The sequence below is a fragment of the Alteromonas sp. OM2203 genome, from assembly GCF_048517045.1.
GTDB lineage: Bacteria > Pseudomonadota > Gammaproteobacteria > Enterobacterales > Alteromonadaceae > Alteromonas > Alteromonas gracilis.
Window position 1 is genome coordinate 3,690,014 of record NZ_CP183209.1, and the last position, 16,208, is coordinate 3,706,221.

The 16,208-nt window shown below is 41.6% G+C and carries 14 protein-coding genes; 4 read left to right on the forward strand and 10 right to left on the reverse strand.

Going from position 1 to position 16,208, the window contains the following annotated elements; all coding sequences use genetic code 11:
• Positions 1-117: 117 nt before the first annotated feature.
• Positions 118-1,023, forward strand: a complete 906-nt coding sequence (locus ACM0P2_RS16240) for a TIGR03899 family protein (protein WP_159120420.1) — start codon at positions 118-120, stop codon at positions 1,021-1,023.
• On the opposite strand, the gene ACM0P2_RS16245 is transcribed toward ACM0P2_RS16240, so the two are convergent.
• The 10 genes from ACM0P2_RS16245 to dusA form a co-directional block, all read right to left on the reverse strand.
• Positions 1,020-1,766 carry a phosphoadenylyl-sulfate reductase gene (locus ACM0P2_RS16245; protein WP_159120419.1) on the reverse strand — a complete coding sequence of 249 codons (747 nt, stop codon included), beginning with the start codon at positions 1,764-1,766 and terminating at the stop codon, positions 1,020-1,022. The genes ACM0P2_RS16240 and ACM0P2_RS16245 overlap by 4 nt on opposite strands.
• Positions 1,756-3,477, reverse strand: coding sequence for an assimilatory sulfite reductase (NADPH) hemoprotein subunit (cysI, locus tag ACM0P2_RS16250; protein WP_173360901.1), 1,722 nt, complete (start codon positions 3,475-3,477; stop codon positions 1,756-1,758). The genes ACM0P2_RS16245 and cysI overlap by 11 nt, the downstream gene beginning before the upstream one ends.
• Positions 3,477-5,300 carry an assimilatory sulfite reductase (NADPH) flavoprotein subunit gene (locus ACM0P2_RS16255; RefSeq protein WP_173360900.1) on the reverse strand — a complete coding sequence of 608 codons (1,824 nt, stop codon included), beginning with the start codon at positions 5,298-5,300 and terminating at the stop codon, positions 3,477-3,479. The genes cysI and ACM0P2_RS16255 overlap by 1 nt, the downstream gene beginning before the upstream one ends.
• 199 nt (positions 5,301-5,499) lie before the next feature.
• Positions 5,500-6,255, reverse strand: a complete 756-nt coding sequence (locus ACM0P2_RS16260; protein ID WP_105930326.1) for a TIGR04219 family outer membrane beta-barrel protein — start codon at positions 6,253-6,255, stop codon at positions 5,500-5,502.
• A gap of 3 nt (positions 6,256-6,258) precedes the next feature.
• Entirely contained in the window at positions 6,259-7,251 is a 993-nt protein-coding gene (locus tag ACM0P2_RS16265) for a DUF2333 family protein (protein ID WP_159120415.1), read from the reverse strand.
• 155 nt (positions 7,252-7,406) lie between these two features.
• A complete protein-coding gene (locus ACM0P2_RS16270; RefSeq protein WP_159120414.1) occupies positions 7,407-7,769 on the reverse strand; it encodes a hypothetical protein in 363 nt (120 codons plus the stop codon).
• The gene (locus ACM0P2_RS16275) at positions 7,769-7,969 is read right to left on the reverse strand and encodes a PspC domain-containing protein (RefSeq protein ID WP_159120413.1); all 201 of its coding nucleotides are present in this window, start codon (positions 7,967-7,969) and stop codon (positions 7,769-7,771) included. Before ACM0P2_RS16275 ends, ACM0P2_RS16270 begins: the two co-directional genes overlap by 1 nt.
• Before the next feature lie 63 nt (positions 7,970-8,032).
• Positions 8,033-8,701: a phage shock protein PspA gene (gene pspA, locus ACM0P2_RS16280; RefSeq protein WP_419226814.1), complete on the reverse strand. Its 669-nt coding sequence runs from the start codon at positions 8,699-8,701 to the stop codon at positions 8,033-8,035.
• Between the two features lie 326 nt (positions 8,702-9,027).
• Positions 9,028-9,315, reverse strand: a complete 288-nt coding sequence (locus tag ACM0P2_RS16285) for a hypothetical protein (RefSeq protein ID WP_105930330.1) — start codon at positions 9,313-9,315, stop codon at positions 9,028-9,030.
• 192 nt (positions 9,316-9,507) lie between these two features.
• A complete protein-coding gene (gene dusA / locus ACM0P2_RS16290) occupies positions 9,508-10,482 on the reverse strand; it encodes a tRNA dihydrouridine(20/20a) synthase DusA (RefSeq protein WP_419227713.1) in 975 nt (324 codons plus the stop codon).
• 344 nt (positions 10,483-10,826) lie between these two features.
• Here dusA and ACM0P2_RS16295 point away from each other — a divergent pair, with 344 nt between their 5' ends.
• The 3 genes from ACM0P2_RS16295 (at position 10,827) to ACM0P2_RS16305 (ending at position 15,878) form a co-directional block, all read left to right on the forward strand.
• Positions 10,827-11,756, forward strand: coding sequence for a site-specific integrase (locus tag ACM0P2_RS16295; protein WP_419226815.1), 930 nt, complete (start codon positions 10,827-10,829; stop codon positions 11,754-11,756).
• Positions 11,757-12,146: 390 nt separating this feature from the next.
• Entirely contained in the window at positions 12,147-13,313 is a 1,167-nt protein-coding gene (locus ACM0P2_RS16300; RefSeq protein WP_419226816.1) for a tyrosine-type recombinase/integrase, read from the forward strand.
• A gap of 1,038 nt (positions 13,314-14,351) precedes the next feature.
• A complete protein-coding gene (locus ACM0P2_RS16305) occupies positions 14,352-15,878 on the forward strand; it encodes a hypothetical protein (protein WP_419226817.1) in 1,527 nt (508 codons plus the stop codon).
• Positions 15,879-16,208: the final 330 nt, after the last annotated feature.

Sequence of the window (16,208 nt, forward strand, 5' to 3'; positions counted from 1 at the left end):
CAAAACAAGAATATGCTGAGCACCGCATTTAGAGGACGTTCACATTGATAAAAAATCTATGCAGTGCAATAGTGCTCTTATGGTACACGCAATGTAACATTCAATCATACACGCATTATGAAGATTAGCCCCCAACACTTTCCACCTGAGGTAAAGAAACCACAGGCCGCAGATAGCCCTAAGGTTAAAAATCAGAGTGCTCAAGCTCCCACGGAAAATATATCCGGAACGATGAAAGCAGAGGCTGGCCGCCAACGTATGCTTTCATGGTTTGCTAGAGTGGGTATCAGCCCTGCAATGCAGTCTTCCGATCCTAAGAAGCAAAAACATGCACTGGAACGAAGAAAACATATTTTAGAAACCCAAAAAGCGAGCAATCTTCAAGCTGTTTTAAATATAGCACTAAATGTTTCGATCAACGAACAAACTAGCGATAATCTTGACCCAGACTGGTTTTTCGCATTTAGCTCGATGGCAGAGGAAATTTATAGTCCACCGATGCAAGAATTGTGGGGAAAAATCTTTGCTGTTGAGGTAGCTCGACCTGGCAGTTTTTCTCTAAGAACCCTTCAACTTTTAAAAACACTTACACATCGCGATGCGAAAGTGTTTAATAAAGCGGTAAATATAGCGAGTCGCAGTAATAACGACGCAGTTCCACGCATTTTGGTCGGATATCACAGACGTAAGGGTCTGTTTTCTTTATTTCGGAAACCCGTCCCTGAGCAGATAAATTTATCGACGGTTGGATTGAGCTACCCTGACTTATTATCTTTACAAGAAATGAAACTGATTTACGCCAGTGAAATAGAAAGCGGTGAATATACTGAAGGTCAGGAAGTATCATGGCGATGCAACAATGACTTGATGACGTTAACGTGCAAATCTTCGGGCGTCGCGCTGGTTTATTATAAATTCACGTCAGTGGGCAGCGAACTTTATAAGCTTGTGCCCAAATCGCAAAATGAAGCGTATCTCAATCAACTCAAACTAGTATTAAATGAGGTATTTAACATTAGTTAAATACCATCACCAAATTCATGAAGACCGCACTCTCTTTTCAGCCCAAAGAAACGAGTATCTTGCTCACTCATTCCCTCTTGCAAAGACTGCGTGGTATGCCAATCGCCGATTGATACGTAGCCTTGTTCCCAAAGCGGGTGATAAGACAGTTCATTATCTTTAAGGTAATAATGGAGGTCTTTATTGCTCCAGTCGATAATAGGGTACACTTTAAACTGTTGCCCTACCTTTTGGAGAACAGGAAGTTTACCCCGAGTGTCCGATTGACTTCTACGTAAGCCAGCAAACCACGTGCCCGCGTCAAGATCGTTCAAAGCGCGCTGCATAGGCTCAACTTTGTTCATCTTGTTGTATTTCTCAATACCTTCGATGCCTTGTTCCCAAAGTCTGCCAAAACGCGCTTCCTGCCAAGCGGATGACATATTCGCATTGTAGACGTGCAAGTTTAAGTTGAGCTTTTCAACAAGTTCATCAATGAATTTGTACGTTTCAGGGAAAAGATAGCCAGTATCGGTAAGTACAACCGGGATATCCGGTTGCACTTTAGTAAGCATATGCAGCATAACCGCCGATTGTGCTCCGAAACTCGAAGAAACAATATGGGTGTCTGGCAAATTATCCAACGCCCAAGCAACCCGCTCTTGCGCTGTCATCTGCTCTAGCATTTCATTGATATCAGCCAACTCTTCTTTGCTGATATCAAGCGTAATTGGCTGCTGCTTTTCTGCTGTATTATTCGTCATAGAAATCCCGTGCGGAGTCTACTACTGGTTTTACAACACCAGCGCGAACGACATAATCGCCAAAGGCTTCACCTGCGTCACGCTCTTTAGCCCATTGACCAAACAGCGAATCAAGCTCTGCCATAATTTCTTGTTCGCTAATGTTTTCACGATACATACGCGGAATACGCGTACCTTCTCGGTTACCACCTAAATGAAGGTTATACTTGCCTGGGCCCTTACCGACCAAGCCGACTTCAGACAACATCGCGCGCCCGCAACCATTTGGGCAGCCAGTAACGCGGAAGATAACGCTGTCTTCTTCCAATCCGTGTTTAGCTAATAAACCTTCTAACTCAGTAACGGCATCTGGCAAATAGCGCTCAGCCTCTGCCATCGCTAGCGGGCAGGTTGGCAATGCCACACAAGCCATTGAATCTAGACGCTGATTAGAAATAGACGGGGCGATTAAACCATGTTCGCGAGCTAGCGCTTCAATCCTGTCTTTATCTTGCGGAGCTACACCAGCAATGATTAAGTTCTGGTTTGCTGTTAAGCGGAAGTCACCTTTGTGTATTTTTGCGATTTCCGCGCAACCGGTTTTAAGGGTTTTGCCCGGATAATCCAAGATACGGCCGTTTTCGATAAACACGGTAAGATGGTACTTTCCATCAATACCTTCAACCCATCCGAAACGATCTCCGCGGCCGGTAAATTCGTAAGGACGACTCTCCTGGAACGTCACACCTGCACGCTTTTCAACTTCTGCTTTGAAGTTTTCTACGCCTACGCGCTCAAGCGTATACTTTGTTTTCGCATTTTTACGATTAACCCGGTTACCCCAATCACGCTGTGTTGTAACTACTGCAGCGGCAACATCAAGCGTATGCTCAAGAGGAATGAAGCCAAAATCAGACGCCTTGCGGGGATATGTGCTCTTATCACCGTGAGTCATGGCAAGACCGCCACCAACAAGCACGTTAAAACCAACTAGCTGACCATTCTCCGCAATTGCAACGAAGTTAAGATCATTCGCGTGAACGTCAACGTCGTTTTGCGGAGGAATAACCACCGTTGTTTTAAACTTACGGGGTAAGTAGTTATCGCCTAAAATGGGCTCAACAGGCTTTTCAGTTGTTTCAACTTTTTCACCATCCAACCAAATTTCGGCATAAGCACGCGTTTTTGGTAGTAAGTGTTCACTTATCTTTTTAGCCCACTCAAAAGCGTGTAGATGTAGCTCTGATTCAACTGGGTTAGAGGTGCACAGCACGTTACGGTTTACATCACCTGCCGTGGCTATAGAGTCAATGCCCGCTTTATTCAGCATTTGGTGCATAGACTTTATTTTAGGCTTCAACACACCGTGGAATTGAAATGTTTGGCGAGTAGTCAGGCGAATGCTGCCGTACATTGTATGGTCGGCTGCAAACTTATCAATCGCTAACCATTGGTCTGGAGTGATAACACCACCAGGCAAACGCGCGCGCAACATTACATTATGCAACGGCTCAAGTTTTTGTTTAGCACGCTCAGCGCGAATATCACGGTCATCTTGCTGATACATACCGTGGAAACGGATCAGCTGAAAATTGTCAGCTGTAAACCCGCCCGTCAGATCATCTTTTAAATCTGTGGTGATAGTTCCACGCAAATTATTACTTTCACGTTTTAAGCGCTCGTTGTCAGCCAGTTTGCCCTCAACGATAAATGGTGATTTTTCGTTACTCATTAATAGACATCCTTCTGATAACGTTTCGCTTTTCTCAACTCTACAACATACGCTTTGGCATCGGCTTCAGATTTACCGCCGTGCTCCTGCACAATACTTATTAAGGCGTTTTCTACATCTTTCGCCATGTGCATTGCATCACCACACACATAAAAATGTGCGCCCTGCTCTAGCCACTCGAAAACTTCTTTACCGTTTTCTAATAAGCGGTGCTGAACATATACTTTTTCTTCTTGGTCGCGAGAGAATGCCAGCGTAATTTTATCTAGCAGGCCTTCCTTAACGTAGCCTTGCCACTCTACTTGATAAAGAAAATCTTGCGTGAAGTGTGGATTCCCGAAGAACAACCAATTTTTGCCTTCAGCACCTTGCACGTCACGCTCTTGCATGAAAGCCCTAAATGGCGCAATGCCGGTACCCGGACCAACCATAATGACTGGAGTATTAGGGTTGGCCGGCAAACGGAAGTTGTCGTTGCTCTCAACGAAGACTTCTACATCACCATTCTCTTCTAAATATTCACATAGGAAGCCTGATGCGCCCCCTTGGTGACGGTGCCCAAACGCTTCATAATCAACGTGAGCTACCGTTAAATGCACTTCTTCTTCCACCTCTGCTTGGCTTGACGCTATAGAATACAAACGTGGTGTTAGTGGACGTAGCGCATCTACAAGCTGCTGTTCAGATAATTTGCCTGGATGGTCGCGCACAATATCAATGATTTGACGTTCAGCCATGTAGGTACGTAGCTGAGCTTTATCTTCCATTAACGTAGCTAAGGTTTCAGAGCCTGTAGCAGCCTGATAAGACTTGATGAAATTTGGATAACTTAGTGTTAATTCAAGCTTAGACGTTAACGCCTCAGTAAGCGACATTTTCGCATCACCCACAGAAACTTCTGCGTTGCCATCTAGTGACAAAATACCAATAAGTTCAGATACCAACAAAGCTGAATTCTTAAACCATACGCCTAGCGCATCTCCAGGCTGATAAGTAATTCCGCTGTCTTCTAAACTTATTTCAATATGTCGAATATCCTTAACGGAGTCACGACCGGTAATTTTCAGTGCGTCGATAAGCGTTGCTTTAAACGGTGCTTTTTTGGTGTAGGTTTGTGCAGCTACACCTTGCACCGCTGCGCCAGTTTGTGCCGCTACCGCTGTTTGCGGTGCTGCACTAAAATCCCCTTTTAGCGACTCAATAAGTTTATTTAGCCACGCTTCTGCTTCAGCCTCATAATCAACGTCGCAATCAAGACGGTCTATAATAGGTTTACCGCCTAGTTTAGCTAAACGCTCATCAAAGTCTTTTCCAGTCTGGCAGAAAAACTCATAACTACTGTCTCCTAGACCCACAACAGCATACTTTGTGTCTGCTAACTTAGGCGCTTTTTTGCCTGCTAAAAACTCGTGAAGCTCAATGGCATCATCGGGAGCATCACCTTCACCGTGCGTGCTTACAAATACCGCAACGTGAGTTTCAGCCTTTAAATTGCGTGGCTTGTAATCTGCCATACTCACGAGTTTGCTATTAAAACCCGCTTCTTCTGCTTTTGCCTGACATTGCGCCGCCAGACCTTTAGCGTTGCCGGTTTGAGAACCGTATAGAATGGTTAGCGTCGGAGCGTCACCTGCAGCTGCCGGTACGCTTTGTAACGCTGGAGCAATCGAACTGCCTTGTGCAGCCGCCATACCAGCAGCATAGCCACTTACCCAAGTTAGTTGATCACGATTTAAGCCCGCAATGGCTTGCGTAATTGCATTCCACTGTTGTTCGTTTAATACCGCGCCTGGCGCTGAGTTCGAATTAGAATCTTGTGACATAGTCTTTTAGCCTTTTTTCAATGCTGCTAAGGCTAACGGCTTTCAACAAGAAGAGAAAAGAATAAAAGAGACTTTTTTATTACTGAAAGTGCTAATGGCTACATGATTTGGTAATAAGTCGGGTTAGCTGCAAGCTGTAGATACAAAAAAGGCGCGATATGCCAACGCAATCACGCCTTTTAAATTCGCTTACTGGCGTTTAGAAATGCAGCTCTAAACCAGCAAACACGCCATCAAACTCCATATCTGCATACACATCGTCAAGGTCTTCAATATCAACCGTTACATTTCTGTAACCGACCTGTAGCGTCATATCAACGGCTAAGCTTTCAATGAAAGAATATTGAATAGCTGCTTGGTAATCACTTAGTTCATGGTCATCGAATGATAAATAGCTTCCTTCAAAATACGCTGATAACCCCGTGAAAGGCAAACCAAGCTGTACTTTGGAATAGGCCATAGGAACAATACCTGAAAACTCTGCAGAGCCACTGGTATTGCTAGCGGTATCAACAACAAACAATGCCCCATCAATGTACTTGGCGTTCACACCAAGGTCAAAGCTAACTAAATCGTTATCAAATAACTCGTAATATAAAATAAAATCGGTGGCATCAAGCTCGATATCAGTATTAACCACAGCACTTTGTGTAAATAACTGATCATCAAAAGTGAAGTTCGCATCAAGCGTTGTTGTACCAGAATTGTCCAGCGTAGTGTGATTAACCTTTACGTTCGGCAAAAAAGGCACTGGATGCTCGAAGGCAATATATAGCGCTGTATTGGTTTCATCATCAAAATTAAAATCAGCAGTATTGTTGGTGTCAGCAAAACCACCTTGCGTATCGGTCTGCCATACTTGTGCGCCAACATAAACGCCTGCAATAGTGTCTGCTTGAGATGAAATAGAAAATAATGCGCATCCCAATGCGGCAGCTATAAGACCCTTTTTCATTAATTATCCTTGATTAAGAAGTTCTGAAAGTTCAATTAAAGCAGCGTTTGCGCGTGAAATATAGTTAGCCATAACAAGTGAATGATTTGCTAACATACCGAAACCGCTACCATTTAAAATCATGGGGCTGAAAACAGACTGTTGGGTAGCCTCCAGCTCTCTGATTATCTGCTGAAGACTTACCAATGCATTCTTGTCTTCAAGCACATCATAAAATTCAATTTCTACCGCTTTGAGAAAGTGTAGCAAAGCCCACGTAGCACCGCGCGCTTCATAAAAATTATCATCCAACTTCCACCAGCTGGTTTTCACTACGCGCTGACTGGCAACGGGTGACGACTGCTTAGCATTTGAGTCGCCGGCTAAATCCGTATTCAATCGGGCCGATCCTACGCTGGCGCTTAGTCTTTGTGAATAGCTACCTAGTCGTTTTTCTACTTGCTTTAACCACTCTCGCAAATTATCTGCGCGGGTGTAAAACTGACTGTCAGAATTGCGTGTAACCGCAAGCTCGTCTCTATATTTTATCAGCAGATCTATACCGTCTGAGTAGCTCGATTCAGAAGACGGTAATGCCCAACTTTTATGATCCATGTTGAATTTAGGATGAGCTTTAGTAAGGTAAGGGTTCTCGATAGATTGGGACTGCGAACGGCTAAAGTCTTTGCGCATTGAAAGCGCAAGGTCGCGCACCATTTCCAATGCACCAAACTCCCAGGCTGGCATGTTGTCTAGAAAAATCCCTGGAGGTGTAATGTCGTTAGAAAGATACCCGCCAGGCTTATCGAGTAATGTTTGCGACACGTCAATCATTGTAGACGTTAATGTGTAACCGGCAATGTTCGTGGGATTTTCTACTGAAGAGTTTTGCTCAAGACGCTTTCTAACATCAAACGTATCAGGAGAAAGACTCCAGTACCATCCAATAAGCCAGAACAATAATACAATCACCACAGCGACAATCGCTATCCGTTTTGAGTTAATTGATTGTCTCATATAAACACCAACCTTCCTTTTAAATAACAAATAGCCGACTGCAGTCAGCTATTTGTAATTATTAATACTATGTGAAAAATGCGAAACCTTTATGACGGTACTGTTATATCACCATCTTTTACTACGTTAACACAATTTAAACTTAATTATATTAGTTATAAAGTATGGTGCATGTTTCGCTCATTTTGCTGCTTATACGCTGCAGAGTTTCTGTTTTTCAATGCATATAATGCGATAACGATGAGTATAATTGGCCAAAAAGCACTCACGCCCATAACCAAAAGCGCTAAGAATCCAGCACCCAGTGCAAGTAGAATTGTACCTATTACACTCACAGCAACCACAAAACCTACAATGGCGAGTGCCACACCGATTAATGATAATACCGCTACATTTTCCCAGGGGCTTAGTAGTTCATCCGACATAATTAAGTGCATACCCAACCAGCTATCCACTAAACTACCAAGGCAGTTCATCAGAACGATGGCTATCACCAGCGCAATCAGAAAGTTTTTCATTACACTAATCTCGGCAACAATATAACCGCGGCGACATAGGCCACCAGCGTAATAGGTGTAGCGATGAATAAACCCGCTACCGCCGCTGCTCTTACCCATACTGCATCTATATCAAAATAACGTGCAACACCTGCACATACACCAGAGATAATTCCAGCATCAAGGTCTCTATAAATTCGTTTTTGCGATGGTAATTTCATCATCTTCTCCAAAAATTTTAGCTTTCGATATCAACAATATGGGCAAGCAGAATTCGAGGTCGCTTAAGCGACCTTCTTCTTTTTAAGCTCAGCAAGTTCTTTCTCGATGGCTTCATCTGCTTCCATCGCTTCGAACTCAGCTTGCAGTGATGCAGCTTCCGTTGACTTAGTTAAATCATATGAATCCACTTGTGCTTCTAGATGCTCAATACGTTGCTCGTAGCTTTCAAAACGCATCATCGCATCATCAATTTTGCCTTCGTGATCAGCTTGCTTAACTTTAAGACGGGTTTGCGCTGAGTATTTACGCTGAACTAACGTTTTTTGTTTCGATTTTGCTTCCGCCAACTTACTGTTCAAACGAGCAGTGTCGCCTTGAATCTTTTCGATACTTTCTGCAAGGTGCGCTTCCTGCTCTTCAAGAGATGCAAGTTTAGACACATATTTTTGCTTTTCTATGAGAGCCGCTTTTGCTAATGACTCTTTATCATTGTTCATTGCAATTTGTGCTTTGTGCTGCCAACCTTCCACTTCTTTGTTTGCTGACGCGATTTGACGTGCTAGCGTTTTCTGCTGAGCTATAAAGCGCGCCGCGTCAGTGCGAACTTCAACTAGGGTTTCTTCCATTTCTTGAATAATCAAACGAATGATTTTTTCAGGATCTTCAGCTTTATCTAAGATCGCGTTGATGTTTGCTTGAACAATATCGTTAATGCGTGAAAACATACCCATGATTATTTCTCCGTTAAAAATAGTGTGTTGGTTTCCAGCGCTCTTTCCTACAAACTCGCTGCTGGTTACCGCCGACTGAGTTCTTATCAACACCTTAACTATTACAATCGTTGTGCCATTTATTTAACCAACTGATTTTTAATGTTTTTTCAAAATTACCTAACAAATTCGTTTTTATTATATTTAGCTGAATACAACTTATTAGCGAATTTAACCAACGTATTTGCAAATTAGACCACTTTAGAAACACACCTTCTAAAGCGAGTTTTTCGTTGATACAGGCACAAAAAAAGCGCCTATTGGCGCTTTTCAAAACTTATATAGTTTTAGTCTGCATCTTTCTCAGAAACGTCTTCATCAGACGGTGTACTAGCCACCAGATCAGTCACGCTGACCTTTGCATTCGAACGCGCCTCTGTAGGGCTTAGTTCAAAATGATAGGCTGCATTTGCCACTGCTTGATATACATCAGCTTTAATTTCATAAGTCGTGGTAGCTACCACATTTGAAACCATATTAGTGACAAACGATTGAAGCACTGACTCCTCTGCATTTGCTACGCTACTTGTCATGCTTGCTGTCAAAATGGTTGCTGCAATAAGTGAAGTTTTCATATTGTCCCTCTAAATCTAGTCAGTGCAACAACACGCTGTTGTTGCGATATCTAGAGGATTGCGAGAGCTGTGCCAACTCCCCAAGCCAACAATAAACCAATGATATATATAGACTTAATTGAAAATCACGAGCCAAAGCGGATTTGAATGGGACTGAACAAATATTAAACTTTAGTCAAACAGACTACTTTGTTAGTCTTTTTGACTATTGTATTCATTCACTTCCCTTTGCGCATTTTCTACGGCGTCTAATGCATTGAGAAGTAAGTTAGGGTCAGGATTTTTACCCGTACCATTCTGGCTTAAGTATCTACGCCAGATACGTCCACCTGCTTGGCCCTGATAAAGCCCTAGAATGTGACGCGCAGCATGCCAAGGTTTAAAATACGGGTCTTCTTGGCGTTCAATATACTGCTGCATTTGAAGTACTATCTCACGACGAGACAAATTCTGTGCACTGCTATCATCGAATATGTCTTTATCAACGGACGACATTATATAAGGGTTGCCGTAAACCTCACGCCCCACCATCACACCATCGACAAATTCTAGCTGTTGCTGGGTTTCTGCAAGCGTTTTGATACCACCATTGATACTGATAGATAATTCAGGACGCGCTTGTTTCAATCTGTGAACCCGCGGGTAGTTCAACGGCGGGATTTCGCGATTTTCTTTTGGGCTTAGGCCTTGCAGCCACGCCTTTCTCGCATGAACAATAAATGTATCGCAGCCAGCATCAGCAACAATATCAATAAAGCGGGCAAAATCTTCATCTTCATCCATATCATCAATACCGATGCGGCATTTTACCGTAACGGGAATATCCACCGCTGCCTGCATAGCTTTAACGCAGCTTGCGACTACCTCTGGCTGGGCCATTAAACAAGCACCAAAGCTTCCGTTTTTTACCCTATCACTTGGACAACCTACGTTGATATTGACTTCATCGTAACCGCGCTCTTGTGATAACTCAGCACACTTAGCCATATCAGAAGGATCACTTCCGCCAAGCTGCACGGCGATTGGATGCTCTTCTTTGTTGTACCCTAAATAATCACCTTTACCATAAATGATCGCACCTGTTGTTACCATTTCTGTGTAAAGCAGCGTATGTTTAGACATCAAACGCAGGAAATAGCGGCAGTGGCGGTCTGTCCAATCCAGCATTGGAGCGACAGAGAACCTGCGGTCAAGAGTTTGAACAGTAGTATTCAATTTAAGCCTTTGTTTTGTATTGATAATATCTAATTTCTTGAGTAAAGACCAAGTGCGGTATTTATCCCTTTCATTCCTTATTTTCACTCTTTCGGGGGAACTGAAAAGCTTCTTCGGGGGAACTGCTTTTTTTATTAAGGAATAATTTGATGGCGCATTATAGCATTTCAAAGAGAGTTAGGAAAAATCAAACTGTTTACTGTGCGAGGGTTAGAAATAAAGAGTCTGGAATAGTGACTTTTTCAACATCAAAAACCTTTCACAGTAAATCATCCGCCTGTAAGTGGGCAAAAAACATGGTTCATAAAGTTGAACGGCAACTCATTGATATTGATATGGGATTAGTTGATTGTACAGTCGGTGAACTTATTCAAAAATACCTAGACGCGAAGCAAAATAGTAATAAACCTATCGGTAGAACTGCTTTTTACACCCTACAAAATATAGCCAAAAGCACCTTTGGTAAAATGCTTGTCTCTAAGGTAAACGCCAACGACGTTGTTAGCTTCTGTCTTGAACGCAAAAAGTCTGACTCATCGCCCTCGCCCTCTACTCTTTCGGTCGACGTTAGCTGTATTAGGAAAGTTTTTCGTGTGGGTAAAAGCATGTTCGGTATTAATGTAGACGATCGCTCTATCGTTGATGCTTACCCAGCACTACACGACTTAAAGCTGATTTCGCGAAGTAACGAAAGAGAGCGTAGATTAGAAGAAAACGAGTTTGAAATACTATTAGATGCGTTAAAAGAAAAGCAGCAACATCACTGCTGTCTAATTCCATACCACGATCTATTTCTCATATCGATACTCACTTGTTGCCGAGTAAACGAGATATGCAAACTCAAATGGCGAGATTTAGATATAAAGCAAAAAACAATTTTGGTGAGAGATAGAAAAAACCCAAATGGAAGCATTGGCAACCACTGCATTCTACCACTTCTTGGCGATGCGCTTGGTATCATATTAAGACAGCCCCAAACTGACGAGCGTATATTCCCATTTAATTCTCGTTCGATTACAGCAGGCTTTCGGCGAACTCGGAAAAAGCTAAATATTTCCGATCTTCGCTATCACGACTTACGACGGGAAGGCGCAAGTAGACTGATTGAAATGGGTTATTCAGTCGAAGAGACCGCGCGGGTAACTGGACATCGTGACCTAAACGTATTGTGGCGTGTTTACGTAAATATCAGACCTCAACACTTTTTAGAGCGTAAAGAAGGTTAACCTGCCGGCTTCACCAGCATGTGGACCTAATCTTTTAAGTTACAGCTCTTGCACCGACGGTATTGACCCAAATAAGAATAACCATATAACAAATAGATATAGTTCAAAAAGAGACCTAAAGTAGATTGAAAAGCATACACCACGGCAATTATTGTAACAATAATTGCCGTGCGACTTCGTTCTACATGCTGAATAAAACGATGTAAAACCTGGGATTTTAAAATCGTGAGTAAAAACACTCAAAAAAATTGCCTAAACTTCCACCAAAACCGTGAAACAAAACCCACCGTTTCACAGAAAAGCGTAAATCTCAACCATTTGATTTTTATAAAAAAGAATACGAACATTACATAAACCACCAACAATAATTCAGTTTAAATAATGTCAGCAATGCTTTTAGAGAAGTTAATTCAACACAATATTCGCCCTGCGATTCGCTTTAAAAATAATCGGTATATTTGTCGTTATAGAAACACTGAACATCAGATAGATAGAGAAGCTAAATTCGATCGTGAAAAAGATGCTATTGCGTGGCGGTCGAAGATGATTAACACATATGGAGTCATAAAAAACAAAGGGCCTGCCCAAAAAAACATTTTCATGAAACGAAATGAGAAAGTAATCTCAGCCTCATCACAGTTTAAGGAGTACATTACATTTTGGCTAAGAGCTATTCGTGATGTTCCCAAGAAACCAGCTGCAAGTACCATTGCATGTCTAAAACACATGCTCGACTACGATATTGTTAGAACACCGGTCGACAAATTAAATTATTCAATTCTATATCGCTACATGATGCAGCGAGCGCAATCGAACACTAAGCCTAGTGGCAGTACACTAAATATCGACATGTCTGCAATCAGCCGCGTCATTAGTGATGTCAATTCGCAGCTGGGAATCACTTTCGATGACAGCTCCTTGATAAAAGCTAGGCAACTACTCCGAAAAAACGGACTCATTAAATCCTCGGGTGAAAAGGATCGACGGTTAATGACTGGCGAGTGGAAGCGATTGCTGAAAGAACTATACAAGCAAAAAAAGTCTGAACAATTAAGGCGAGACTATACGCTTGTACTTCGCCTTTATATAAGCACGGCATTGCGCTGTTCAGAGTTGCTGTCTCTCACTTGGGGAAATATAGACTTTGAAAATTCAACAATCAAAGTGGTAGTTCTTAAGCAAAAAGGAAAGCACACAGGCTCAGTAAAATCATTGCCGATGCTCGATAAATCAAGAAAACTTTTTTTAAAACTTCGCCCTAAAAACGCCTCTTTAAAAGATCCGATTTTTCATATAAAAGGCAAAACTATGTCTACGAGCTTCACTAAAATAGCGAAAGGTGCAGGAATTGATGGCCTGTCATTACACGACTTAAGAACTGAGGGCATTTGCCGTATGCTAGAGTTGGGGCTTTCTGTTGCGATCGTGGCATCTTTTACCGGTCATCGCGAACATTCAACTATTACGCGTATTTACACAAATTTGTGTGCCCACAGAGTCTCCACCAATTTAAGCTTGATTACGCAAATTAATCGTATGCAATCAGGGACGCTTTAGACTTTTCGAGATAGGCATCGACGGTCGACTATTTTAGTTGAAGGGTGTAGAAATATGTCAAGATGGGATGAATAGTCAATAGCCTACTCACCGCTTTCTTAGCAGTGTTCGAATAGTTAATGACATTGTGCCGCCCTCTTACTTGTTGAGGGCTTCGATAATGCGTTAATGAAAGTTCCCCTATTGCAAAATTGTTCCTCTGCCAATAGTAAAGTTGTTGTTATCGCAATTCGTTAGCAAATTAAAGATGTCGAGTCTTCATTCTATGAGCGTTAGTCGTACGCAAAACCAGTCAGCTCCCAGTTACTGAAACCCTGTTACATTTCTAATTCATTTTTTCACCTTCTCATCATGTACTTGTTAAAGTTCGCGACTTCTGCTTAAGAAGCCAGACCCGACGTGAGCATTCTCCTACAAAAAAATTTCTTAATTAAAAACTGATTATGCTAGGTACGCCGATAGAACTGGTTGCAAAGCAAATCGAGAATACGGTAATAAGAGATTGCGTGAAAAATGGAGGCAATGCATAGCGTCACTTGCCCCTACGTGAAGCGGCCATTTCGTATTCTTTCCCAAGAAGCCACAGATATAGTTTTACGGGTGACTCGGGCTTTACTATAAAGTCTCAATATTAAGCTATTAAGGCTACGACCATGCTTCAGTAAATAGGCAATGAGTTTACAGTTAAGCTCAGCGATAATTGCCGAGACCTATCACTGGTCGGATTCGGCTTCATAACATGGACAATTGTTGATTATGTTTCGAATGTCCAAATACCATTTGTGTATTGCTTATGGCTTCTAGCCGCCGTCCGTCTATATAAAAGATTTTGCTAACTCATTAAATTAAAATGATTAGAGTTGATTTTTTTCGTAGAGGATTTCTCTCTTGTGATTTAGGTTACATTTTACTATGAAAAGCGTCGGAAAATATCAGACCATAAGTCTATTCATACCAATAAAAAATTCGAATAATCCATATGAAATTTAAAACATAAACGATATGGTATAGTGACTTACGAGTAAAATTTAAAAAATAATGAAAAAATCGAATTACCACCAGCGCTTCACTGTTCTTATAGTAATTTTCATTTCTATTCTATGCTTTTTGTCTGCACTTGCATTAATCGATGCAACATCAGGTAGTAAGTTTCTTTTAGAATACGTTTTTCTTACAGAGAAATCTGAAAGCAAAGTCGAAATAGAAACTCTAATCGCTAGTTATCTACAGTTAATCTTTACAACCTCTGTTGGACTAGCCGGAGCTTATGTAGCGATTTCGATTGCAAGAAAAACGGAGCAGTTGCAAGATAGTAACAATCAAATTGGCAAATCAGTGGAACAGTTGCAAGCGCAGGCTAATGAGCTTCAAAGTCATTCGAACCTATTAGAAGACTCGGATTATATTGATGCTAAAAGTACGGTCGAAAATTTACAATCAATAGTGATTATTGCGGAAATTATATCTGATTTGACACATGAGTCTATTAATGACCGCCGAGTTGAGTCATTGGTTCGCAAGAACTTTACAGAAAAGCTTTTTTCTCTAGCAAGCAATGAAACTCTGTTCTCTATTACGAAACGTGCTATTCACCACCTTTATGGAGAGAATTCAAATCAAGCGAACGTTATATCTGTTTGCTATCGAAGTGTGCTTTCGTCATGTACAGATTTGATGTTAACGAAAGATAGTGAAAAAACATCTCTAGAAGATGAGTATTTCTATTTAACTAGAGCTAGTGTTTCGATACTTCAATTCTGTGAGCTAATGACAAAACTTATAGATGAGAAACGTGAATCAATTGAAACATTTCGACTAGATGACTTCGGAGCAAAACATAGAAAAGTGAAAGCATTTTGCCTTTTATACCTTAATGAGTCGTATAACGCCCCATCAACTAACTTAATTTTTTCGCGTTATCTTAAATTCATCGACCCTCACAGTTTGTTTCAGCGAAGTGAAAGCTATTACTCTAGATTTAATCCAAAGAGACCCTCTGAAACTTTATCAATTTCCTATCTTTTCATAGACAAAAAAGATCCAACGTTTATTTTTGGGTTCAATCATTCCTTAGAAAACAAAGGAAAGTCGCTTTGTTTTGGATCTGCGAGTTCATCTCGGGGGGGTCGAGATGTTCTCTCATCTGGACCGAATGCTGATGTCTATGTTATCGAGTTACTCATTAACGAAAACGACAGATTAATTAACTCAAAGGATAGGCTCCATGTGATTATGGAGCTTCAATTCATCGTCGAAGAACAATTGAATGGGGAGAGAGTAGTTTTCTACGTAAGAGATATAGGTAGTAAAAATGCTGAAATTGCAACCGAGGCAGTAAACGCTCTGGAGCTTTTTGCAGGATCTTTCGACAGGCAATCTCCCGAGGGTTGTGGTTCAACGCCAAGAAGACGGGGTACATGCGCCTCAATAGATATAATTTTCGCTTTCAGTAATTATGACAGGGAGTTAAAAATGCCAGTTTTTGGAGTCGAAGCGCAGAGGTTTCATGAAGGTTCATTTCTACATCTTCCACTTTATCTAAAGGATATACTTTCACACGTATAGACTTTCGAAGGGGGACTTATCACGAGTAATATCCTTATAGTCGGGACTGTATAAGCAACATTAACGGTACTAGTATTTTTTGATGGATTTTATTGGCTACTTCGCCATTAGATTTATAAAAATAATTATCTTGTAAAAGAAAATACTAAATCTGGTGCTCACCTGCTAACCATTCCTTGCTTCACAACCTAGTGAACGAGATTCTCATTTTGGATGGCGGTCGCCATCTGCATGACTAGACAACTTTACCACTCCGCTAAGCCGAACTTTGGTATTTGGCCCGAAGCTATCCTCTGAAATGATAGAAACGGAAAGCCGTCAATACTGCAT

What these genes read in the sequence shown, in the direction of transcription:
- ACM0P2_RS16245 (WP_159120419.1), bottom strand. Translation starts at nt 1,766, where the DNA reads ATGACGAATAATACAGCAGAAAAGCAGCAGCCAATTACGCTTGATATC.
- cysI (WP_173360901.1), bottom strand. Translation starts at nt 3,477, where the DNA reads ATGAGTAACGAAAAATCACCATTTATCGTTGAGGGCAAACTGGCTGAC.
- ACM0P2_RS16270 (WP_159120414.1), bottom strand. Translation starts at nt 7,769, where the DNA reads ATGAAAAACTTTCTGATTGCGCTGGTGATAGCCATCGTTCTGATGAAC.
- ACM0P2_RS16255 (WP_173360900.1), bottom strand. Translation starts at nt 5,300, where the DNA reads ATGTCACAAGATTCTAATTCGAACTCAGCGCCAGGCGCGGTATTAAAC.
- dusA (WP_419227713.1), bottom strand. Translation starts at nt 10,482, where the DNA reads ATGCTGGATTGGACAGACCGCCACTGCCGCTATTTCCTGCGTTTGATG.
- ACM0P2_RS16265 (WP_159120415.1), bottom strand. Translation starts at nt 7,251, where the DNA reads ATGAGACAATCAATTAACTCAAAACGGATAGCGATTGTCGCTGTGGTG.
- ACM0P2_RS16275 (WP_159120413.1), bottom strand. Translation starts at nt 7,969, where the DNA reads ATGAAATTACCATCGCAAAAACGAATTTATAGAGACCTTGATGCTGGA.
- ACM0P2_RS16295 (WP_419226815.1), top strand. Translation starts at nt 10,827, where the DNA reads ATGGTTCATAAAGTTGAACGGCAACTCATTGATATTGATATGGGATTA.
- ACM0P2_RS16305 (WP_419226817.1), top strand. Translation starts at nt 14,352, where the DNA reads ATGAAAAAATCGAATTACCACCAGCGCTTCACTGTTCTTATAGTAATT.
- ACM0P2_RS16240 (WP_159120420.1), top strand. Translation starts at nt 118, where the DNA reads ATGAAGATTAGCCCCCAACACTTTCCACCTGAGGTAAAGAAACCACAG.
- ACM0P2_RS16260 (WP_105930326.1), bottom strand. Translation starts at nt 6,255, where the DNA reads ATGAAAAAGGGTCTTATAGCTGCCGCATTGGGATGCGCATTATTTTCT.
- pspA (WP_419226814.1), bottom strand. Translation starts at nt 8,701, where the DNA reads ATGGGTATGTTTTCACGCATTAACGATATTGTTCAAGCAAACATCAAC.
- ACM0P2_RS16300 (WP_419226816.1), top strand. Translation starts at nt 12,147, where the DNA reads ATGCTTTTAGAGAAGTTAATTCAACACAATATTCGCCCTGCGATTCGC.
- ACM0P2_RS16285 (WP_105930330.1), bottom strand. Translation starts at nt 9,315, where the DNA reads ATGAAAACTTCACTTATTGCAGCAACCATTTTGACAGCAAGCATGACA.